At 48.4% G+C, this 21394-nt stretch carries 21 protein-coding genes; 20 read left to right on the forward strand and 1 reads right to left on the reverse strand.

What is annotated here, in order from left to right; all coding sequences use genetic code 11:
• The first annotated feature begins 4 nt into the window (after window positions 1-4).
• The 8 genes from paaB (at window position 5) to paaX (ending at window position 5948) form a co-directional block, all read left to right on the forward strand.
• A complete protein-coding gene (gene paaB, locus CYJ37_RS01700; RefSeq protein ID WP_101547652.1) occupies window positions 5-370 on the forward strand; it encodes a 1,2-phenylacetyl-CoA epoxidase subunit PaaB in 366 nt (121 codons plus the stop codon).
• Entirely contained in the window at window positions 348-1166 is an 819-nt protein-coding gene (paaC, locus tag CYJ37_RS01705) for a 1,2-phenylacetyl-CoA epoxidase subunit PaaC (RefSeq protein ID WP_101547653.1), read from the forward strand. The genes paaB and paaC overlap by 23 nt, the downstream gene beginning before the upstream one ends.
• Before the next feature lie 16 nt (window positions 1167-1182).
• Entirely contained in the window at window positions 1183-1683 is a 501-nt protein-coding gene (gene paaD, locus CYJ37_RS01710; RefSeq protein WP_101547654.1) for a 1,2-phenylacetyl-CoA epoxidase subunit PaaD, read from the forward strand.
• A gap of 36 nt (window positions 1684-1719) precedes the next feature.
• The gene (locus CYJ37_RS01715) at window positions 1720-2028 is read left to right on the forward strand and encodes an EthD family reductase (RefSeq protein WP_101547655.1); all 309 of its coding nucleotides are present in this window, start codon (window positions 1720-1722) and stop codon (window positions 2026-2028) included.
• A 13-nt stretch (window positions 2029-2041) separates the two neighbouring features.
• Window positions 2042-2815 (forward strand): enoyl-CoA hydratase/isomerase family protein, encoded by a 774-nt coding sequence (locus CYJ37_RS01720; protein WP_101547656.1) that lies wholly within the window; start codon window positions 2042-2044, stop codon window positions 2813-2815.
• A 71-nt stretch (window positions 2816-2886) separates the two neighbouring features.
• Window positions 2887-3750: a 3-hydroxyacyl-CoA dehydrogenase gene (locus CYJ37_RS01725; protein ID WP_101547657.1), complete on the forward strand. Its 864-nt coding sequence runs from the start codon at window positions 2887-2889 to the stop codon at window positions 3748-3750.
• Window positions 3747-4946: an acetyl-CoA C-acyltransferase gene (locus CYJ37_RS01730; protein ID WP_101547658.1), complete on the forward strand. Its 1200-nt coding sequence runs from the start codon at window positions 3747-3749 to the stop codon at window positions 4944-4946. Before CYJ37_RS01725 ends, CYJ37_RS01730 begins: the two co-directional genes overlap by 4 nt.
• Before the next feature lie 126 nt (window positions 4947-5072).
• Window positions 5073-5948 (forward strand): phenylacetic acid degradation operon negative regulatory protein PaaX, encoded by an 876-nt coding sequence (gene paaX / locus CYJ37_RS01735; RefSeq protein WP_101547659.1) that lies wholly within the window; start codon window positions 5073-5075, stop codon window positions 5946-5948.
• A gap of 489 nt (window positions 5949-6437) precedes the next feature.
• Here paaX and CYJ37_RS01740 read toward each other — a convergent pair whose 3' ends face one another.
• Complete coding sequence (locus tag CYJ37_RS01740; protein WP_101547660.1) at window positions 6438-7949, reverse strand: glycine betaine uptake BCCT transporter; 1512 nt, start codon at window positions 7947-7949, stop codon at window positions 6438-6440.
• A gap of 653 nt (window positions 7950-8602) precedes the next feature.
• Here CYJ37_RS01740 and CYJ37_RS01745 point away from each other — a divergent pair.
• The 12 genes from CYJ37_RS01745 (at window position 8603) to hisC (ending at window position 21391) form a co-directional block, all read left to right on the forward strand.
• Window positions 8603-9598 (forward strand): NAD(P)H-dependent flavin oxidoreductase, encoded by a 996-nt coding sequence (locus tag CYJ37_RS01745; RefSeq protein WP_101547661.1) that lies wholly within the window; start codon window positions 8603-8605, stop codon window positions 9596-9598.
• Between the two features lie 170 nt (window positions 9599-9768).
• Window positions 9769-10776, forward strand: coding sequence for an ABC transporter substrate-binding protein (locus CYJ37_RS01750; RefSeq protein WP_101547662.1), 1008 nt, complete (start codon window positions 9769-9771; stop codon window positions 10774-10776).
• A 19-nt stretch (window positions 10777-10795) separates the two neighbouring features.
• A complete protein-coding gene (locus tag CYJ37_RS01755; protein ID WP_101547663.1) occupies window positions 10796-11818 on the forward strand; it encodes an ABC transporter permease in 1023 nt (340 codons plus the stop codon).
• Window positions 11802-12596: an ABC transporter ATP-binding protein gene (locus CYJ37_RS01760; protein WP_101547664.1), complete on the forward strand. Its 795-nt coding sequence runs from the start codon at window positions 11802-11804 to the stop codon at window positions 12594-12596. Before CYJ37_RS01755 ends, CYJ37_RS01760 begins: the two co-directional genes overlap by 17 nt.
• Window positions 12597-12757: 161 nt before the next feature.
• Window positions 12758-13156 (forward strand): thioesterase family protein, encoded by a 399-nt coding sequence (locus tag CYJ37_RS01765; RefSeq protein ID WP_180827226.1) that lies wholly within the window; start codon window positions 12758-12760, stop codon window positions 13154-13156.
• A 55-nt stretch (window positions 13157-13211) separates the two neighbouring features.
• Window positions 13212-14318 carry a Leu/Phe/Val dehydrogenase gene (locus tag CYJ37_RS01770; RefSeq protein ID WP_101547665.1) on the forward strand — a complete coding sequence of 369 codons (1107 nt, stop codon included), beginning with the start codon at window positions 13212-13214 and terminating at the stop codon, window positions 14316-14318.
• A gap of 34 nt (window positions 14319-14352) precedes the next feature.
• Entirely contained in the window at window positions 14353-15417 is a 1065-nt protein-coding gene (gene pdhA, locus CYJ37_RS01775) for a pyruvate dehydrogenase (acetyl-transferring) E1 component subunit alpha (RefSeq protein WP_101547666.1), read from the forward strand.
• Between the two features lie 2 nt (window positions 15418-15419).
• Window positions 15420-16415 carry an alpha-ketoacid dehydrogenase subunit beta gene (locus CYJ37_RS01780; protein WP_101547667.1) on the forward strand — a complete coding sequence of 332 codons (996 nt, stop codon included), beginning with the start codon at window positions 15420-15422 and terminating at the stop codon, window positions 16413-16415.
• A 39-nt stretch (window positions 16416-16454) separates the two neighbouring features.
• Window positions 16455-17624, forward strand: coding sequence for a dihydrolipoamide acetyltransferase family protein (locus CYJ37_RS01785; RefSeq protein ID WP_101547668.1), 1170 nt, complete (start codon window positions 16455-16457; stop codon window positions 17622-17624).
• Window positions 17624-19054 carry a dihydrolipoyl dehydrogenase gene (gene lpdA, locus CYJ37_RS01790; RefSeq protein ID WP_101547669.1) on the forward strand — a complete coding sequence of 477 codons (1431 nt, stop codon included), beginning with the start codon at window positions 17624-17626 and terminating at the stop codon, window positions 19052-19054. The genes CYJ37_RS01785 and lpdA overlap by 1 nt, the downstream gene beginning before the upstream one ends.
• Before the next feature lie 101 nt (window positions 19055-19155).
• Window positions 19156-20271 carry a 4-hydroxyphenylpyruvate dioxygenase gene (gene hppD / locus CYJ37_RS01795; protein ID WP_101547670.1) on the forward strand — a complete coding sequence of 372 codons (1116 nt, stop codon included), beginning with the start codon at window positions 19156-19158 and terminating at the stop codon, window positions 20269-20271.
• 28 nt (window positions 20272-20299) lie between these two features.
• Window positions 20300-21391, forward strand: a complete 1092-nt coding sequence (hisC, locus tag CYJ37_RS01800) for a histidinol-phosphate transaminase (protein WP_257964154.1) — start codon at window positions 20300-20302, stop codon at window positions 21389-21391.
• The last annotated feature ends 3 nt before the right edge of the window (window positions 21392-21394 follow it).

Consider the following 21394-nt stretch of genomic DNA (forward strand, 5'->3'; position numbering starts at 1 on the left):
GCATGTGCCTGCTTCTGAATTTTACAGTGAATACGAAGTGTTCAGCAAAAAAACGGATACGTCACCTATGCAGCATCAGTTTTCGCTGCTGGCTCCAAACGAAGAGCTTGCCCTAGTTTTTGCACAGGAAAATTTCATGAGAAGAGAGCAGGTGGCCGACATCTGGGTCGTCAAGCGTTCCAAAATCCGCAAGATGGATCCGGAGGAGAGGCTCACCCTTCAGCGGCTCGATAACAAGGATTACAGGACTGCAAAGGGATACGGATATTTAAAGAAGAAATGGCGCCAGTACGAACAGAATATGCTTGATGAGAAAGAAATTCTTTCTTGGGGAGGGAACGGGAACCTTGACAGTCGAACTGAAGGCTGAGCTGCCCGGAAAAAAAGCTTCCAGGGCTGCCATTGAACTATTATACCAGCTTGCTGATGACGATTTCATCCTTTCATACCGAGGATCAGAGTGGCTCGGCCTAGCCCCGCATATTGAAGAGGATGTTGCTTTTTCCTCTATAAGCCAGGACACCATGGGTCATGCCGCTATGTTTTATCAGATCCTGGAGGAAGCGGGGGAAGGAAACTCAGATGATCTGGCCCATTTAAGAAAGGCTGAAGAAAGAAGGAACAGCATACTCGCCGAAAGAGCGAATGGGCCAGGCCATTATCTGCAGAATCCGCAGTATGATTGGGCTTTTGCTGTCGTCCGTAATTTTCTCTATGTATACGCAAAGAAAGTGAAAATGGAATCGCTGAAAACTTCCTCCTTTCTTCCGCTCCGGACAGCTGCTGTGAAAATAAGCATGGAACTGCACTACCATCTCCTTCATTGGAAAACCTGGTTCCTGCAGCTGATGCAGGCCGGCGGGGAGGCCAGGAGGCGCATGGAGGAAGCGGCATCCAGCATCTATACCATGATGGGGGACCTCCTGAATCTGGGTCCGCTTGCAGAAGAAATGCAGGCCGAGGGTCTGATAGCCGGGGAAGACCAGCTATTAAAAAGTCTGGAAGCAAAACTGTCATCTGTATTTGAAGCAGCCGGCTCTCTTGTTCCGCGCCAATTTGGGCTCGAACTTGGGAATGGGAGAGAAGGCCGGCATACCAAAGACTTAACAGAAGCTTTGGACACACTCTCTGAAGTGTACAGAAGCGACCCGGCAGCTAGCTGGTAAAAAAGGAAGTGCATATATGGACAAAGCCAGAAGCGAGATCGAGCAATCTATTCTCGGAGCGTTAGATCTAGTCAAAGATCCGGAAATTCCGGCTGTCTCCATTATTGAACTTGGAATGGTCGAAAAAGTGCAGGCGGAGAAAGAAAGAATAGTGATTGAGCTTTTGCCCACTTTTCTGGGATGCCCTGCCCTTGAAATGATTCAGAGGAGCGTTGAAGAAAAACTCGGAGACTTGGAACTCGAACAGTCCTTTGAAGTGCGTTTCATCTATGATCCTCCCTGGACTTCTGACCGTATTTCCGAGACAGGCAAAACGCATCTGAAGGAATTCGGCATCGCGCCGGCTCCGGAAAGAATGGAAGAAACCGGAGAATGGAAGGTGGATTGCCCTTACTGCAGCTCTCCTTACACCACTCTTGAAAATATATTCGGGCCGACTGCCTGCAGGAGCCTGCTGTACTGCCGTGCATGCAAGAATCCTTTTGAAGCAATGAAGCCGGTATCCAGCCTTTTATAGGCATAATTAAACTTATAGATTGAAAGGATGATAGAAATGGTAAAATTGATCGCGCTTTACAAGCACCCGGAAAATAAGGAAGCTTTCGATGAGCATTATTTTCAAACGCATGTACCCCTCACAGCCAAGATCCCGGGGCTTCGTGAAATGAAGGTTACGAGAATAACCGGCAGTCCCATGGGTGGAGAAGGCAAGTATTATCTTATGTGCGAAATGTTTTATGACAGTCACGAAGCGCTTAAAGCTGCAATGAAAACTGATGAAGGAAAAGCCTCCGGCAAGGATGCCATGTCTTTTGCTGGAGATCTCATCACCCTGATGATTGGTGAGGAAACAGCAGAATAAGGGGGCGTGGCCCATGTATCAGACAATTATTTATGAAGCTGAAGGAAAAATTGCCTGGATCAGGCTCAACAGGCCCGAAAAGCTGAACGCTTTTACAGCTGAACTCAACAGTGAAATTGGGCAGGCTTTGCGGGAGGCCGGATCTGACCCTAAGATAAGAGCGATTGTCATAACCGGCGAAGGCAGGGCTTTCTGTTCGGGCGAGGATCTAGCTAGTGTCAGCGAAAATACAGATCATGGAGAAATTTTGCGGAAAAGGTACAATCCTATGGTCATGGAGCTGTATCATTGTGAAAAGCCAGTCATGGCAGCAGTAAATGGTGTTGCAGCAGGGGCAGGAATGAGCCTGGCGCTCGCCTGCGATTTCCGGCTTGTCTCCGATAAGGCAAGCTTCATTCAATCTTTTATACATGTTGGCCTGATTCCTGATGCAGGCAATATGTTCTTCCTGCCCAGGCTGATTGGCCAGGCAAAAGCGCTTGAGCTTGCCCTTCTGGGGGAAAAAGTGACAGCTGAAGAAGCTTTGCGTCTTGGACTGGCGACCAGGGTGATTCCCCACGAAAGCTGGGAGGAGGGTGTAAGACTGTTCGCTGATAGAGCAGCAGCTCTCCCGACTGCAGCCGCAGGCTTGATTAAAAAGCAGCTGAAGGATTGCTGGGAACTGAATCTCGCCGATTACCTGGAAGAGGATGCAAAAGGACAGCGCTTGGCCGGGCTTACAAGAGACCATCAGGAAGGTGTTCAGGCTTTTCTCGAGAAGAGGAAGGCAGCTTTTATAGGCATGTAGCTTCACACTTGAAATTTTGGCACTCGCTCCTGGGTGCTTTTTCTATTCAAATCGAGTACGGGGGGATAAGAATGAAAAAGATAGTGGTCATCGGCTCCGGAGTCATGGGCAGGGGCATTGCTTATGTCAGTGCATCCAGCGGTTTTCAGACTGTCCTGGTTGACATCAGCGATTCCCAGCTCAAGGATGCTGAAAAAGAAATTTCATCAATTATGCATAAGGGTGTGCAGAGGGGGAAGCTGACAGCAAATGAGGTTTCTGGTACCTGGGAGAAGCTGCATTTTTCAGTCAGCCTTGCAGCTAATGCTGCCGAGGCCGACCTCATCATTGAGGCTGTCCCTGAAAGGCTTGAAATCAAGAGGAATATATTCGAGGTGATTGATCAGCATGCGCCGCCGCACTGCATCTTTGCAAGCAATACCAGCACAATGAGTCCAACGGAAATCGGTTCATTTACCGGCAGGCCGGACAGGGTGCTGGCCATGCACTTTTTTAATCCGGTTCACAGGATGCCGCTTGTGGAGATTGTAAAAGGGCTTGAGACGAGCGATGAGTGTGTTGAATATATACGGCAGACTGCAGCAGAAATGGGCAAAGAAACCGTCATCATCAATGAATTCCCAGGGTTTGTTACCAGCCGTATCAGCGCTCTTGTCGGCAACGAAGCTTTCTATATGCTTCAGGAAGGGGTAGGGACTCCTGAGGAAATCGACAAAGCGGTAAAGTTGGGGCTCAATTACCCGATGGGCCCATTTGAACTGGGGGACTTGGTAGGTCTTGATACAAGGCTGAACAATCTCAAATATCTTCATGAAAAGCTTGGTGAAAAATACAGGCCGGCACCTCTTCTTGAGCAGTACGTTAAAGCAGGCCGGCTTGGAAGGAAATCAGGACGCGGCGTTTATGAATACGGTATAAAGGAGCTGAAGCAATGAGGGAAGCCGTCATCATCGATGCTGTACGCACCCCGATCGGCAGGTTTAAAGGGCTCCTGAAATCTGTCCGCCCGGATGATCTTGCAGCTGTTGCCATAAAAGGATTGCTGGCAAGAAATCCACAGGTACAGCCAGGGGACATTGAGGAAGTCGTGTTGGGAAATGCCAACCAGGCCGGTGAAGATAACCGGAATGTGGCCAGGATGGCAGCCCTTCTGGCAGGGCTGCCGGTCGCAACAGCCGGTACAACAGTTAATCGGCTTTGCGGTTCAGGTCTTGATGCGGTTAATTATGCGGCAAGGGCTATATTGGCTGGGGAAGGTGATATTTTTATTGCAGGAGGGACAGAAAGCATGACAAGAGCTCCCTTTGTCATGTGTAAGCCGGAAAATGAGTTCCAGAGGGGGAACATGCAACTATATGACACCACAATCGGCTGGCGATTTACAAATCCTGCATTAATGGAGATGTATGGAGCAGAATCGATGCCGGAAACTGCTGAAAATGTAGCAAATAAATTCGGGATATCCAGGGAAAAGCAGGATCTATTCGCTTTTGAAAGCCAGATGAAAGCGAAGGCAGCGATAGCGGAGGGAAGGCTGACAGATGAAATAATCCCGGTAAGCTTAAACAAAGGTGAGGCAAAAACTGTCTCGGCTGATGAGCATCCCCGGCCAAATACTACCTTTGAGAAGCTGGGCCAGCTGAAGCCGCTGTTTTCCGGAGGGACTGTAACTGCAGGAAATTCATCCGGCATCAATGATGGGGCATCTGCCCTCTTGCTGACGAGTGCGGACAAAGCGCTGGCATTAGGGCTCAAGCCGCTGGCAAAATACACAGCTTCTGCTGTTGCAGGCGTTGAGCCTTCTATCATGGGAATCGGCCCTGTGCCGGCTGCCAGAAAGGCCATTGAACGGGCTGGCATTTCAATTAATGAGATAGACCTCATTGAGTTGAACGAAGCTTTTGCAGCCCAGTCGATTGCCTGCATTGAACAGCTTGGCCTTGATCCTGCCCGCGTTAATGTAAATGGAGGCGCCATCGCGTTTGGCCATCCCCTTGGAGCAAGCGGGGCAAGGATTTTGACTTCACTTGTCCATGAAATGAAAAGAAGGAACAGCCGCTATGCCATGGCGGCGATGTGCGTGGGTGTAGGGCAGGGGATCGCGTCGATCCTGGAGCGGTGGGAACAATAAGATCCCTCTGTTTCAAAAATAAGAATTTTCATGTAATATATATATGTTGCACAAAAGAGGCCGGGTCATCCGTCTCTGCAGCATTGGACAGCATATGGCAGAAGGAAAGAAAAGGATGAAGAAGCTTTGAATACAAGATCAATGATATTTACATTGTATGGAGATTATATCTCCCACTACGGAAGCAAAATCTGGATAGGCAGCCTGATCAGGCTTTTAAGTGAATTCGGGCATAATGACCAGTCGGTGAGGGCAGCTATTTCCAGGATGAATAAGCAAGGCTGGGTGCAAGCCGAAAAGGCAGGCAATAAGAGCTATTATTCTCTGACTGAGCGGGGCCGTAAAAGAATAGAAGAGGCCGGGAAACGGATCTTCAAGCTGAAGCCGGAAGAATGGGACGGCAAATGGCGCATGCTTATGTACACGATACCGGAGGAAATCAGATCTGTCAGGGATGAACTGAGAAAAGAGCTGGTCTGGAGCGGATTCGGCTCTTTTTCCAGCAGCTGCTGGATTTCAGCGAATAACCTGGAGAAGCAGGTTTCCGATCTGATTGATAAATATAAAATTGAAGAATATGTGGACTTTTTCATCGCCGAATATGAAGGTCCGCATGAGAACAGAAGAATTGTCGGAAAAAGCTGGGACCTGGACGAAATCAATGGGAAATACCAGAAGTTCATCAGTGAATACAGCGAGAAATACATTATCGCAAAGAGCAGGATCCAGAAAGGGCTTATGACAGATGGAGACTGTTTCGTGGAAAGGACAAAGCTGGTCCATGAATACAGGAAATTTCTTTTCGTCGATCCAGGCCTGCCTGCGGAGCTTCTTCCCGATCAGTGGCTCGGAGCCCATGCAGCTTCGCTGTTTAGCGACTATTATAAAGAACTCGCAGAACCCGCATCCCGCTTTTTTGAAGCTGTATTCAAAGACGGCAATGAAATCGGCAGCAGGGAAGATGATTATGACGTTTTGGATCATCCCTATATCCTTGAATGAAAAAAAGAGACCCGCAAAGGTCTCTTTTTTTATGAGAGCAAGCGCCCTCCGCTTTTTATTGTCCAGCTCCAGCGGCTAGAGCCTCGAGTCATAAGCCACACAAGAATTAAAGGCAAAGAACGCCTTTTATTCTTGCGTGTCTTATGCTTGTCGGCTCTGGGCAAGCCGCTTCCGCATTTCTACTTGTCCAGCTCCGGGCGCTAGCCCCTCGAGTCTTAAGCCAATCAGATCAGAAGATTAAAGGACAACCTTCCGCTCTGCTTGGCTTAAGCTGGGCCCGCAGGACGCGGGTCATGCAGGCGTTGCCACAGGACGTGGCGCCTTTAGCCTGCGTTCCTTAATTCTGAGCAAGCGCCCTCCGCTTTTCTATTGTCCAGCTCCGGCTCCTAGGTGCTCGAGTCATAAGCCAATCAGGCCAGAAGGTTAAAGAACAACCTTCCGTCCGGCTCGTCTTATGCTTGTCGCACCTAAACAGTCGCCTCCGCATTTCTACTGTTTCCGTCTTTTAATCTGACCGATCCCCAGTTCTTTGGATTCCTTGTACAATGCTTTGATAAGGGATATAGTCATAAGGGCCATGATGACCGAGAACGGCAGGGCGGCGATAATCATGGTATTTTGAAGTGCCTGCAGCCCGCCGCTGTACAGGAGTACAAGAGAAATGACGGCAAGCAGGATGCCCCATGTAAGTTTTATTCTGTTGCCTGGAGTATGGGACCCATTGGTTGTCATCATGCCAAGGACATAGGTGCCGGAGTCAGCTGACGTAATGAAGAATGTACTGACAAGAATGATGGCAATGATGGAAAGAACCATTCCAAGCGGAAAGTTTGAGAAAACAGCGAAAAGGGTTTCCTCAGTTGCCAGTCCTGAGATTGAAATATTCTTCACATGCTCAAGATACATCGCCGAGCCGCCGAACGTGGAAAACCACAGAAAACCGATGACAGTCGGCACGAGAAGGACGCCAAATACAAACTCCCTGATGCTGCGCCCCTTCGAAACGCGGGCAATGAATATGCCGACGAAAGGCGACCAGGCAATCCACCAGGCCCAATAAAAGATTGTCCATCCGTTGATCCACTCACGTGTGCCGGGATCCAATGGCGCAATCCGGAAGCTCATCTGAAGGAGAGACTGCAGATAGGTCCCGATTGTATTGGTGAACAGGTTCAGGATGAACAGGGTGGGGCCAATGAAAAACATGAGAACGAATAAGACAAGGGCCAGACCCATGTTCGCGTTACTGAGAATCTTGATGCCTTTCCCAAGTCCGGACCAGGCGGAAATCATGAAAAGTACTGTCACGATGGATATGATGATCAGCTGCACAACGAAATTGGAAGGGATGTCAAAAAGGAAGGACAAGCCTCCGTTTATCTGGACAGCTCCAAAACCAAGGGTGGTGGCTACACCAATCACGGTAGCAAGGACAGCGATAACATCGATGACCTTGCCCAGCGGGCCTTTAACGGCATCGCCGAAAATGGGCTTCAGAGTTGCGCTGATCAGTCCGGGTTCGCCATGCCTGAAATTAAAATAGGCAAGTACGAGTGCGACAATCCCATAAATAGCCCAGGCGTGGATTCCCCAATGGAAGTAGGTAAACCTCATAGAATCTTTCAGTGCTTCTGCAGTGCCGGTTTCTCCGGTTGGCGAGCTGACTGCGTAATGGGAAAGAGGTTCGGCCGCTCCCCAGAAGACCAATCCTATCCCCATCCCTGCGCTGAACAGCATGGCAAGCCAGGTAACCCTTGAAAACTCAGGCTTGTCCTCAGGTTTTCCAAGCTTCAGCCTTCCAATCGGGCTGATCAGGAAGTAGAGGCAGACAATGACCAGCAGTGTAACCAGAATGAGATAATACCATCCGAAAGCGTTGCTGATGAAGTCCTGAAGTCCGGCAGTCGCATTTTCAAGCTGATTTGGTGCAAAAATTCCAACAAGTACAAGTACAAGTAATAATAGTACGGATATGTAGAATACCGCGAGTTTTTGCTTCAAAATTTATTCTCCCTTCTTTCACAGATGAACAGGCCTTCTTCATCAGTCGAGCATATGTATATTGTTTTCGAACGCTGATGGATTATGTAATAAAGAAAGGCCCTCATCTAAAGTATTTTAGCAAAGCCCCCTGAAAAATAAAAGGAAGGGGGCTTTTCAGCTGCAGGCAAGTTAGGCAGCGTCGTTTCTTGATACCCTCCAATAGAACTGCAAAAACCTCTCGGCGACTGATTATGGCGGGAAGAGATTCTGCGATCCTGAGTCTTACCCTGCCGGAGGATCTGCAGCCGGCCGATAAACCGATTAATCGCGAGTCCTTACTGGTTTTGCATCAATCATCATCCTTGCATATGAACAAAAGACGTAAAACAGCTCAGAGCTTAAGCGGCAGCTGTCAGAATATAATGAAGGCAGAAGAGCCATCGTCTCGTTGTCCTATCTAGAGAATACCGGCGTTCATCCCTGAAGAAACTTTTGCGCTGAACTGCACTAGAATAATCTAAAGTGGATAGGGAAATTATTAAAGCCTTTCACATTGCCGGGCAGTTTCTCCTGTTTGCATGCCACACAGCAACAGGGGCGTGCTATTGCGGTTTTAAGAGTATTATGATAATTTTCAAAATAGTACATTTATTCAGGGGAGGGGTATCTGGTTGAACAGATTGACTGAGATTTTAAATATCCGCTATCCAATTATTCAAGGAGGCATGGGGAATATAAGCAGCAGCCGGCTTGCTGCCGCCGTTTCCAATGCCGGAGGGCTGGGCACCATCGGTATAGGGACTATGCACCCGAAAGAAATTGAGGCAAAGCTGCTTGCGCTGAAGAACCTTACCAGCATGCCTTTCGCTGTCAATATTCCCATCAGTGTGTCTCCCTTTGCCGAAGAAGCAATGGAGCTGGCTGAAAAATATGGGGCAGCAGCGGTATCGCTGTCTGCCGGGAACCCTGCACCATATATAAGCCGGCTGAAAACTAAAGGAATTAAAATCATTGCTGTCACTGCATCAGTCAGACAGGCTGAAAAGGCAGAAGCATTAGGAGCTGACATTCTAACTGCTGAAGGCTATGAAGCAGCAGGCATCAATTCCAGGCTGGAAACGACAACCCTTTCTCTTATTCCCCAAATTTGCGGCAGGGTCAAGATTCCGGTGGCAGCTGCAGGGGGGATCAGCGATGGCAGGGGGATGGCATCTGTATTCATGCTGGGTGCAAGCGGTGTGCAGATCGGTACGCGCCTCATTGCAGTCAAAGAGGCCCCTTTCCACCAAAATTATAAAAATGCGCTGCTCGAAGCCAGTGATTCAAGCACGGTCATAGTTGGCAGAAGCGCAGGGCAGATCCGAAGAATACTGCATACCGAATATGCCGATTTTCTGCTGCATAAAGAAACAGAAGATCCTTCTGAATTCAGCCGTTTTACTCATGAAGATTATCATAAAAAAGGGGCTCTTGAAGGAGATGCGGCAAATGGGTTCATGAATGCCGGACAGACCGCCGGGCTTATTGCAGATGTTCCCGCGGTTGCCGATCTGTTTAAGCGGATGATGGAAGAGGCACAGGAAGCTATCGAAAAAACAGCATGCCAGTTTAGACCGTTTTCAATAAAGCCCGGCTATCATAAAGAAGACGAAAATAACCAGCTTTAATTGACTAAATCTTTAGAATATTATTGACTTTTTTTGAAACCAGGTGATAATATAACGTTGTGAAAACGCTGATGAGATAATTTATCATATTATTATGTAAGCGATTACATAATGGCAGCGGGAGAGAAAGTCAGTGTGAAGTGCCAACAAATCTTGCGAGGGGGATTGTCATGAAAAAATCGATCAAAGCTGCTTCTTTACTGCTGGCAGGAAGCATGCTCCTGGCTGGCTGCGGGAGCGATGAGGCTTCAGGCGGTGATGGAAAAGGCGGGGACAAGAAGGTGTATCAGATTGGAATGACTCAATTTGCCGAGCATCCTTCACTGGATGCAGCAACAGAAGGCTTCAAAAAGGCGCTTGAGGATGCTGGCTTCAAAGAAGGCGATAATGTGGAATATGACTTCCAGAATGCCCAGGCAGATATGAATAACACACAGACCATTGCCAATAATTTCGCAGGGGACCAGGTGGACCTTATTTTTGCCAATGCCACGCCAAGTGCGGTCAGTGCATTGAATGCGACAAAGGATATACCCATCGTATTTACATCTGTTACAGACCCTGTCGGTGCCGGGCTAGTTAAGTCATTTGATGAGCCGGGCGAAAATATCACCGGAACGACAGATAATCATCCTGATGCTACCGGCAAGACGATCGATTTCATGACAAAGGAAGCAGGTGCCAAAAAGATTGGCGTCATTTTCAATGCCGGAGAGCAGAACTCTGAAGTTCAGGTCGAAAAAGTCAAAGAACTGGCAGAAAAAAATGGGGCCGAGGTGGTAGAGGCGTCCGTGTCCACTTCAGCAGAAGTAAAGCAGGCTGCGGAGTCTTTAGTAGGAAGGGCAGATGCCATATATGTCCCGACAGATAATACGGTCGTTTCCGCACTTGAATCAGTTATAGCTGTAGCACAAAGCAAGAAAATTCCTCTCTTTGTAGGGGAACTTGATTCCCTGAAGCGCGGCGGGGTAGCGGCGAGCGGATTTGATTATTTCGAAATCGGCTATCAGACCGGCAAAATGGCAGCCGACATCCTTAAGGGCGATAAGAAGCCAAGTGATATTCCGGTAGGTCTTCCTGAAAATATTAAACTTGTGTTTAATCCAAAAGCTGCAGAAGAACAAGGACTTGAGATCAAGGAAGAATGGAAGGACTTAGCCGAATTTTATGAAGAATAGCGAAGGGCGTGGTCTCTAGATGTTTACAGCAATCTTTGGAGCATTTGAGTCGGGCATCATCTATAGCATCATGGCGCTCGGTGTCTATCTTTCTTTTAGAGTGCTGGATTTTCCGGATCTTACGGTAGACGGCAGCTTTGTGACGGGTGCTGCAGTTGCGGCGACCCTGATCGTGAGCGGCGCCAATCCCTTCCTTGCTACAGGTGCTGCCCTTATCGCAGGCTTTGCCGCCGGCTGCCTTACCGGAATCCTGCATGCTTATGGAAAAATAAACAGCCTGCTTTCCGGTATCCTGATGATGATCGCCTTGTATTCCATCAATTTGAGGATCATGGGGAAGTCCAATGTACCGCTTCTGAATACAGAGACAGCAATGACAAGCATCAGGGATGCCTGGGAAAAAACAGGAATCGACGGGATGCTGAATAGCCTCCTTGCAGCCGTTGGGCTTGGGGACAGCCTTCCAAGGACATGGGGGATCCTTGTATTGATGCTGTTTACTGCATTTGCCATTAAGCTTCTGGCGGATCAGTTCCTGAAAACGGAGATCGGCCTTGCTTTAAGGGCAACCGGCGACAACAAAAGAATGATTAGAAGCCTGTCAGCCGATACGAATCTGATGGTTATACTCGGCCTCGGGCTTTCTAACAGCCTTGTCGCTTTCTCCGGCGCCCTGATAGCCCAGCAGGGCGGATTTGCAGATGTCGGGATGGGGATCGGGATGATCATAATCGGACTGGCATCTGTCATCATCGGGGAAGCTTTATTTGGCACAAAGACTATTGCGAGAACTACTCTTGCCGTGATTGGCGGCGCAATCATCTACCGGATCGTCGTCACCCTTGCCCTGCGTGTCGATTTTCTTCAACCGGGGGACATGAAGGTCATTACAGCGGTGATTGTCATCATTGCCCTGATCATGCCTAAAACACTTGATCGGGTAAGAGAAGGGAGAAGAAAGGCCAAGAGACTCCGCGCTCAGCCTGGTGAAGGCTATCTTTCCGGAGAAAGGGAGGAGGATCAGCGTGCTGCAGCTAAATAACATCAGCAAAATCTTCAATGAAGGGACGCCTGATGAAAAAAATGCTCTTGACAGTGTAAACCTTTCTTTAACTGCCGGCGATTTTGTCACTGTCATTGGTTCAAACGGGGCGGGTAAGTCGACACTTATGAATATTATTTCAGGCGTGATGATTCCAGATGCCGGCAGCGTAAAGATCAATGGGAAAAACGTGGCCATGATGCCGGAGCATAAAAGGTCATTTCTGATTGGGAGGGTCTTTCAGGATCCAATGGCAGGAACAGCACCAAGTATGACGATAGAAGAAAATCTGGCCATGGCCTATTCCAGGAATAAAAGCAGGACTCTTAAACGGGGAGTCACCAAAAAGCGCCGGGAAAATTTCAGGGATGTCCTAGAGACCCTTCATCTGGGGCTGGAAAATAGGCTGAATGCAAAGGTCGGTCTCTTATCAGGGGGAGAAAGACAGGCTTTATCCCTGCTTATGGCAACCTTTACGGAGCCTTCCATCCTTTTGCTTGATGAACACACTGCCGCTCTTGATCCTGCAAGGGCAGAGCTGATCACCCGCCTTACGAAGGAAATTGTCAGCAATTACAAGCTGACCACCATTATGGTCACCCATAATATGCAGCAGGCCCTGGATCTCGGGAACCGGCTTATCATGATGGATAAAGGACAAATCATCCTGGAAATTGAAGAAGACAAAAAGAAAAAATTAGGGATTGAAGATTTGCTCAACGAGTTTCAGCGGATCCGCGGCCGGCAGCTGGCAAGCGACAGGGCTCTTCTCTCGTAGCGATATGATGAAAAAGGATTAAGGGGCGGCAATATGCCTTAAGTTAATCCTTTTTCTTTTGCTGGATAAATTAAGAATATTTTCAATTGATTGACTATTAATTTGTCAAAATGTTATTATAACGTTAAAAATACGTCATACATATTTAAGGGTGTTGTTTAGTGAAGCAGGGTTTAAATAAAGGAGCGGCTGCATCCATACAGCTGACAGTCGGACATGAAATGTTTGCACAATTTGGCGGTGAGGTTGTCCACCCGCTCTTTTCCACAGCCAGCATGGTCTATTATATGGAGTGGGCATCAAGAAAAGTAATCCTCCCCTTCTTAGAAGAAGATGAAGAAGGGATGGGGACAGCCGTTTCAATCAGACATCTTGCACCGGCTGCAGAAGGAAGCCTGCTGAATATTGCTGCGGAGGTCATCAGGCTGGAACGGAATTTAATTTGCACATCCGTCAAGGCTTTACATGGTAATGAAGTGATTGGCGAGGGGGAAGTCACACAGGCAATCCTTCCGCGAAGCAGGATTAAAAGATTTTCAGAGAAGATCCAGCTGGACTAAAGCTTTTATGCATCATTAAATGAAAGCGCTAACATTAAGAGGGGGATGAGAGACGATGGATATGTTTAATACGATCCGCGAGCACGAACAGGTGGTGTTCTGCAATGACGAAGCAACAGGACTTAAGGCAATCATTGCAATCCATAGCACAAGGCTCGGCCCGGCCCTGGGCGGCTGCAGGATGTTTCCCTATCCTTCTGCAGACGCAGCACTCGAAGATGTACTGCGTCTGTCCAAGGGGATGACCTATAAGTGCGCTGCAGCAGACGTCGATTTTGGCGGAGGGAAGGCTGTCATCATCGGCGATCCTTCAAAGGATAAAACGCCAGAGCTTTTCAGGGCATTTGGACAGTTCGTTGAATCTTTGAATGGAAGGTTCTACACAGGCACAGATATGGGAACCACTCCTGAAGACTTTGTCCACGCTATGAAGGAAACCAATTGCATTGTCGGTGCAGACGAAGAATATGGGGGAAGCGGGGACTCTTCTGTTCCAACTGCCCAAGGAGTAATCTATGGGCTTAAAGCTACAAACCAGGTTCTATATGGAACATCGGCCCTTGGCGGACGGTCCTACAGCATTCAGGGACTCGGCAAGGTCGGGTTCAAAGTGGCTGAAAGGCTGCTGGAGGAAGGCGCTGATCTATATGTTGCAGACATCAACGAGAAAGCCATCAATGAGCTGGTGGTAAAAGCGGGAAAAATGGGGGCGGGTCTTAAAGCTGTCAGCAGTAATGACATTTTTCGAGCAGATGCAGATGTCTTTGTACCCTGTGCTTTGGGAGGTATCCTAAACGATGAGACGATTGAGCGGCTGCGGGTCAGGGCGGTTGCCGGATCAGCCAACAATCAGCTGCTTGAATTAAGGCATGGCGGCATGCTCCAGCAAAAAGGGATCCTTTATGCACCGGACTATATTGTTAATGCAGGCGGCCTTATCCAGGTGGCAGATGAGCTGTATTCTCCAAATAAAGAAAGGGTCCTCCGGAAAACGAAGGCGATATATAGTGCGCTGCTTAATGTGTACGACTATTCTGCAGCAGAAGGTATCACGACCATTGAGGCTGCCAACCAGTTCTGTGAGCAGCGGATTGAAGCAAGAACAAGGAGGAACAGCTTTTTTTCCCATATGAAGCGGCCGAAATGGGCAGTCCGGACATAACTGTATTAATGACTTTATTGCAAAGGGTGAGAGGATGGAGAGCCAATTTCCAATCAATAGGATAATTGATGAAAACGGAAACGAAATATCCGGTACTGCAGGGATCACCCCGGACCACAAGCTTGCTCTGGAGTTCTACAGGCAGCTTGTCCGGATCAGGATCTTTGACCGGAAAGCGGTCAGCCTGCAGCGCCAGGGAAGGATAGGGACATATGCCCCGTTTGAAGGCCAGGAAGCTGCCCAGATAGGGAGCGCGATGGCGCTCGAAGAATCGGATTGGATGTTCCCTACCTATCGGGACCATGGTGCAGCTTTGGCTTTCGGGCATTCAATGAGAAACGTGCTGCTATTCTGGAACGGACGAAATGAAGGGTGCATCCCTCCTGAAGGAAAGAATATCTTCCCTCCAGCAATTCCGATCGCCACTCAGATTCCCCATGCAGCCGGGGCGGCATATGCGGAAAAACTTAAAGGAACGAAAAAAGCGGCTATTGTTTATTTTGGTGACGGGGCGACGTCTGAAGGAGATTTTCATGAGGGTCTCAATTTTGCCAGCATCGTTAAGGCGCCTGTCGTCTTTTTCAATCAAAACAATCAATATGCGATTTCCGTTCCGCTCTCAAAGCAGATGAATACCAAGACAATTGCCCAGAAAAGCCTGGCATATGATATCCCAGGCGTCCGGGTTGATGGAAATGATGTATTTGCTGTCTACAATGAGACAAAAAAAGCACTTGAAAGGGCCAGGGAAGGCGGAGGGCCGACTCTGATAGAGGCGGTAACATGGAGATACGGGGCCCATACCACAGCAGATGATCCCGCCAAATACAGGGACCAGCAGGAAAGCAGCTCTTTGAGAGAAAAAATCGATCCTATCCTGAGACTTGAACGGTGGATGAAAAATCAGGGGCTGTATGAGGAAAGCCGGACAAAGGGAATGGAAGAGGAAGCTTCCGCTGAAATTGATGAGGCCATTGCAGAAATGGAGGCGTTCCCGCCTGCAGATCCCGCTGATATTTTTGACCATGTGTTTGCTGAGCTGATATGGCCGCTTAAGGAACAGAAGGACAAATATCTATCTCAGCTTGGGGGTGTTTAATCATGGAAACTGCAGTCAAGACCAGTACCAAGACACTTGTACAGGCGGTCAATGAAGCTCTTGATATCATGCTGGCAGAAAATGATGACCTTCTGGTGCTTGGAGAGGATATCGGGAAAAATGGAGGGGTGTTCCGGGCAACGGAAGGCCTTCAGGAAAAGTATGGGGAAGAGAGGGTTATGGACACCCCGCTGAGTGAAGCAGGATTCATCGGCGCAAGCATCGGATTGGCCGTCAACGGATTCAGGCCGGTGGCAGAAATTCAGTTTCTGGGCTTTATCTATCCTGCCTTTGAGCAAATCATGACACATGCTTCCCGGCTCCGCATGAGAACGATGGGGCATTATACCGTCCCTCTCGTGATAAGGGCCCCATATGGTGCAGGTGTCAGGGCCCCGGAAATCCACTGCGACAGCACAGAGGCGCTTTTCACCCATATGCCTGGCATCAAAGTCGTCTGTCCGTCCAGCCCGGCTGATGCTAAAGGGCTTTTGATTGCCGCAATCGAGGATCCTGACCCAGTCCTGTTTTTAGAGCCGATGAAAAGCTATCGGTCACTGCGTGCTGAGGTGCCGGAGGGAAGGTATACCATCGAAATCGGCAAAGGCAATAAATTGGTGGACGGAGATGATGTGACTGTCATCGCCTGGGGAGCCATGGTGCCGATTGCCTTGAAGGCGGCTGAGGCAATGAAGGAAAAAGGGATTTCATGTGACGTAATTGACCTCCGCACCCTGTATCCGCTGGATAAGGATATTATTGCGGAATCGGTGCAAAAAACAGGACGCACGGTCATCGTCCAGGAGGCTCATGCTTCAACCTCAGTCGGCAAGGATGTTCTGGGGATTATCAATGATACCTCCTTTTTATACCAAAAAGCACCTGCCGAATTGGTTGCAGGATTTGATGCTCCTGTTCCATATTTCGGTTTTGAAGACCATTATCTGCCGACGTCTGACCGGGTCTGCAAAGCGATTGAAAAAGTCTGGACCTTCTAAGCGATCAACTGAACTTTTATGAGGAGGTGTTTTTATAAGATGGAAGTGAAGCTATATGATATCGGGGAAGGGATGTCAGAAGCAGAAATCAATTGTTTCCTTGTAAAACAGGGTGATTTTGTGAGCGAGGATGAGCCCCTGGTCGAGGTTCAGACCGATAAAATGACAGCAGAAATACCTGCGCCCAGAGCCGGCATTGTACGTGAGTTCATCGTAAAACCAGGGGAAACGGTAGCGGTTGGAGCTGTCCTGCTTCTGCTGGAGCCTGAAAACAGCCCGGAAGCAGCAGGAAAGAATAACAGGAAAATGCCGAAAAGAATTCTTGCCTCCCCTTACACAAGGAAGCTGGCAAGAGAGAATGATATAAATATAGAAGATATTGAGGGATCAGGTCCTGGCGGAAGAGTGGTTGACGAGGATATTTTCAGGATGGCAGGGCAGGGAAATAAAAGTATCAGAGAAGAAGCATCTCCTCAAGAGATTAAAAAAGATACAGAGAATTATACAGCTGCCAACAGTACTAGCATCTCTTACTCCGGAAGACGGAAAAAGACCGCCGAGAAAATGGTTCAGTCGCTTTCCCTTATTCCCCACTGCACCCATTTTGAGGACGTGGATGTAACAGAACTTTCCGTTTTCCGGGAAGAGCTCAAAAAAAAGGAAAAACCAGTGACAGCCACAGCTTTTTATATAAAAGCTTTATCAATGGCTCTTAAACGCTTCCCTGTTTTCAACAGCAGGCTTGATGAGAAGGCTGGACTGATCCATTTGCTGCCCGAGCACCATATTGGTGTTGCCGTCAATGCTCAGGAAGGGCTGGTCGTGCCTGTCATAAGGAATGTGGAGGAAAAGACGATTGCCGAAATTGCTTTGGATCTGCAGCATTTGACGAGGAAGGCGCTGGATGGCAGCCTGATGCCAAAGGAAACGGCCGGAGGCACTTTCACAGTAAGCAATGTCGGGCCGCTGAACGGCAGCACCGGCGCAACCCCGATCATCCTCCACCCGCAGACAAGCATTATATCCTTGCATAAGACGAAGAAAATGCCGGTGGTCGATAATGACGATCAGATTGTCATCCGCTCCATCATGAAGCTTTCCATGTCATTTGATCACAGGATAGCAGATGGCGCTGCTGCTGTCGGTTTTACGAACCATTTTTCAGAACTGATCGAAAATCCAAAACTGATGTTATTGGAGCTGGTCTAATGGTTGTAGGGGAACTGGCTTATGAAAAGGACGTTGTTATCATTGGAGGGGGACCTGGCGGCTATCAGGCAGCCATCAGGGCGGCACAGCTTGGCAGAAAGGTGACACTGATTGAAAAAGCGGACCTTGGCGGTGTGTGCCTCCATAAGGGATGCATTCCTTCCAAGCTATATACTGAAGCAGCTGACCGGATCAGGAAGATAAAGGCTGCGGGTGAATACGGGATCGAACTGTCTTTTTCCGCTTTCCAGCTGGAAAAGCTTATTGATGTAAAAGACCGGAAAACAGCACAGCTGAAAAAGGGTGTTGAAGAGCTGTGCAAAAGCAATGAAATAGAAATTGTGAGAGGGAATGCCTTTTTTCTTTCATCTGACCGGGTGGGCATTGAAAATGGAGAATCGTATCAGGTATTCCGTTTCAAACACTGCCTCATAGCAACAGGAAGCACACCAGTATGGCCATCCGGAATCTCACCGCGTTCAGAAAAGCTTTTGGACTGCTGGTCTGTATTTTCAATGGAGAAGCTTCCTGATGAGTTCATCATTTACGGTAGCGGCTATATAGCCTTGGAGCTGGCTATGAGCTTTCAGGCTTTCGGTGCCAAGGCATCGATTATGCTGGATCAGGAAAAAGAGGATTTTGGATTTGATGAGAGCATAAATAGGGAGCTCAGCAGAATTTTAAAGAAAAATAGAATCAAAGTCTACCGCGGGGCAAAGCTGCTGTCTGCGGAAGAGAACCAGTCGGGGGTCAGGATTATCTATGAGGCGGGCGGAGAAATTAACCAGCTGGAAGGAAGCTGTTTCTTAGCATCAGCCGGATTCCGGCCCAATACTGCGAACCTGGGGCTTGAAAGAGCGGGGGTGGAGATAGACTCAGCCGGTTTTATTAGGATAGACCAGCAAGGGAAAACATCTGTCAGCCATATCTTTGCTGCAGGGGACGTCGTGGATGGACCGCCTCTCGCTTCAAAGGCGATCAGACAGGGAAAGGCAGCAGCTGAAATAATTGCAGGCTTGAAAACGGAAGCTGATTTCCGCTTCGCCCCGGCTGTCGTCCATACCCAGCCTCCTATTGCTTATACAGGCCTGACCGAGCAAGAGGCACTGGAAGCGGGTTATAAAATAGAAGCAGGCACCTTTCCTTTTTCTTCTTTGGGCTATGCAAGTGTGAAGGGGAGCAGGGAAGGAATGGCCAAAGTAATTTTTGAAAAGGAAACCGGCTTTCTTTTAGGGGTCCATATGATAGGGGAAGGTGCACAGGAACTGATACATGCCGGTGTCTCGCTGCTTGAAATGGCTGCAAGGGAAGAAGATATGCTGTTCCCCGTGTATGCCCATCCAAGCTCAGCCGAAGCCCTGCTGGAAGCGGTGGAGTCTGTTAAAGCGAGAAGCATCCATCTCCCTGCGAGGGAAAAAGCGAAAACATAAGAGCTGCTTTACAGCAGCAATGCTTCACACAGCGCTCTTGCTAGGAGGAAAAGAAATATTTTAAGATAAGTCTGAAAATTAAAATATTTGGAGGGGTTAATATGGAACAAAGAACTGTTTCGCCATCACAAAAGGCAGAGGAAATTTTTCCAGTCAAGGAAGTCGATTATCTTGAAATCTATACAGGGAATGCCAAACAGGCCAGCCATTATCTCTGCACATGCTTTGGGTTCAAGCCTGTCGCTTATTCCGGACTTGAGACAGGAAACAGGGAAACGGTGTCGTATGTACTTCAGCAGCGTAAAATCAGGCTGGTAGTGACTGGGTCGCTAACAGAGGAAACAAAGGTGGCTGCATTTGTGAAGAAGCACGGCGACGGCGTCAAGGATATCGCCCTTGCGGTTGATGATGTTGTAAGTGCTTACAAAGGTGCAATAGAGCGAGGGGCAATAGAACTGATTCCGCCATTTGAGCTGGAGGATGAACACGGCAAGCTGAAGAAGGCGGTAATTGGTACATATGGAGATACCATACACACACTGGTGGAACGGAATGATTATAAGGGTGCCTTTATGCCGGGATATGAGCCCTACGAAACAAAGGCCCCATTCGAGGATGCCGGATTCATTGGCATCGATCATGTAGTCGGAAATGTGGAAGAAATGGAAGAATGGGTGAACTATTACGCCAATGTCATGGGATTCAAGGAAATGAAGCATTTCACCGATTCTGATATCAGCACAGAATATTCCGCACTCATGTCTAAAGTGATGCATAACGGCGGAAGAATCAAGTTCCCCATCAATGAACCGGCGGAAGGCAAGAGGAAATCGCAGATCCAGGAGTTCCTGGAATTCTATAATGGGGCAGGCGTGCAGCATCTCGCCATCCTGACAGAGGATATTGTCCAGACGGTTTCTATCCTCAGAAAAAATGGAGTAGAGTTCCTTGACACTCCTTCTTCCTATTATGAAATGCTGTCTGAGAGGGTCGGCAAAATAGACGAAGAGATTGATAAGCTGAAAGAGCTGAGCATTCTTGTAGACAGGGATGATGAAGGCTATCTGCTGCAGATTTTTACAAAGCCGATCGTCGACAGGCCGACTTTATTCATCGAAATCATCCAGCGCAAAGGAGCAAGAGGGTTTGGAGAAGGCAATTTCAAGGCGCTGTTCGAGTCGATCGAAAGAGAGCAGGAAAGACGCGGAAACCTATAAACCGCATACACAGAAAGGGGGTTCTCCTGTGGATCGGATCTTAACGAAGGAAAGCATCAGGGGGATTACTCCTTACCCTTTGGGGATGACTGCAGAACAGGTAAAGGAAAAATATAAGCTCTCCTTCGTCAGAAGTCTCGCAGATAATGAAAATGCCTATGGATGCTCACAGCTTGTCGGCCGCGCTTTAACGGAACAGTCCGGGAACCTCTCCCGCTACCCTGATGGTTCATGTTCAGCAATCAAACGGACATTGGGCAAATTCCTCAAGCTTCCTCCTGAGTATATTGCAATAGGAAACGGTTCTGAGGAAATCATCAGGCTTCTGGCAAGAGCCTATATCCACGCAGGCGATGAAGCGATCATGGCAGACCTTACCTTTCCGAGATATAAGGCAAATGTAGTGATTGAAGGCGGAAAGGCTGTTGAAGTCCCGCTCAAGGATGGAGTACATGATCTTGTGGAGATGGCAGGCCGCATAGGCCCAAGCACCAAAATGATCTTTATCTGTAATCCGAACAACCCGTCCGGTACAGCAGTAAGCAAAGAGGCTATCCAGCAATTCATCGCTTCTGTACCGGCACATATACTTATCGTACTGGATGAAGCCTATTATGAATATATGAACCATGAAAAAAGGACAGAGGCAGAAAAGCTGCTGACCTTCCACGATAACCTTGCAATATTGAGGACATTTTCAAAAGCATACGGGCTTGCAGCGCTCCGGGCAGGATATGGGATGATGCATCCATCGATCATAGCAGAGCTGGACAAAGTGCGGGAGGTATTCAATGTGAATGCCCTATCCCAGGCCGCAGCCATTGCAGCGCTGAAGGACCAGTATTTTGTACAGATGTGTGCAGAAAAGAATAGAACGGAAAGGGAAAGAATGCGCTGCCGGATTGAAGAGCTGGGATTCAAGTGTTTTGCCTCTGAATCCAATTTTCTTTTTATTCTAGGGCCGCTTGCTGAAATGCTACTGGAGTCAGGCATCATCGTCAGGAAATTTTCTCATAAACACTTTCCAGAAGAGGCTATCAGACTAACAATCGGTACGGAGGAAGATAATGATGCAGTCCTGGAAGCTATCGGCCAGGCCGTGAGCGGGAAGAGGGTGTAAAAA

Source organism: Bacillus sp. UMB0728 (assembly GCF_002858875.1).
Taxonomy (GTDB): Bacteria; Bacillota; Bacilli; order Bacillales; family Cytobacillaceae; genus Bacillus_AB; species Bacillus_AB infantis.

Coding starts and splice junctions, on each gene's coding strand:
- paaD (WP_101547654.1), top strand. CDS start 1,183: ATGGACAAAGCCAGAAGCGAGATCGAGCAATCTATTCTCGGAGCGTTA.
- CYJ37_RS01715 (WP_101547655.1), top strand. CDS start 1,720: ATGGTAAAATTGATCGCGCTTTACAAGCACCCGGAAAATAAGGAAGCT.
- CYJ37_RS01720 (WP_101547656.1), top strand. CDS start 2,042: ATGTATCAGACAATTATTTATGAAGCTGAAGGAAAAATTGCCTGGATC.
- CYJ37_RS01725 (WP_101547657.1), top strand. CDS start 2,887: ATGAAAAAGATAGTGGTCATCGGCTCCGGAGTCATGGGCAGGGGCATT.
- CYJ37_RS01730 (WP_101547658.1), top strand. CDS start 3,747: ATGAGGGAAGCCGTCATCATCGATGCTGTACGCACCCCGATCGGCAGG.
- CYJ37_RS01750 (WP_101547662.1), top strand. CDS start 9,769: ATGAAAAAATCGATCAAAGCTGCTTCTTTACTGCTGGCAGGAAGCATG.
- CYJ37_RS01755 (WP_101547663.1), top strand. CDS start 10,796: ATGTTTACAGCAATCTTTGGAGCATTTGAGTCGGGCATCATCTATAGC.
- CYJ37_RS01770 (WP_101547665.1), top strand. CDS start 13,212: ATGGATATGTTTAATACGATCCGCGAGCACGAACAGGTGGTGTTCTGC.
- pdhA (WP_101547666.1), top strand. CDS start 14,353: ATGGAGAGCCAATTTCCAATCAATAGGATAATTGATGAAAACGGAAAC.
- CYJ37_RS01780 (WP_101547667.1), top strand. CDS start 15,420: ATGGAAACTGCAGTCAAGACCAGTACCAAGACACTTGTACAGGCGGTC.
- CYJ37_RS01785 (WP_101547668.1), top strand. CDS start 16,455: ATGGAAGTGAAGCTATATGATATCGGGGAAGGGATGTCAGAAGCAGAA.
- lpdA (WP_101547669.1), top strand. CDS start 17,624: ATGGTTGTAGGGGAACTGGCTTATGAAAAGGACGTTGTTATCATTGGA.
- hppD (WP_101547670.1), top strand. CDS start 19,156: ATGGAACAAAGAACTGTTTCGCCATCACAAAAGGCAGAGGAAATTTTT.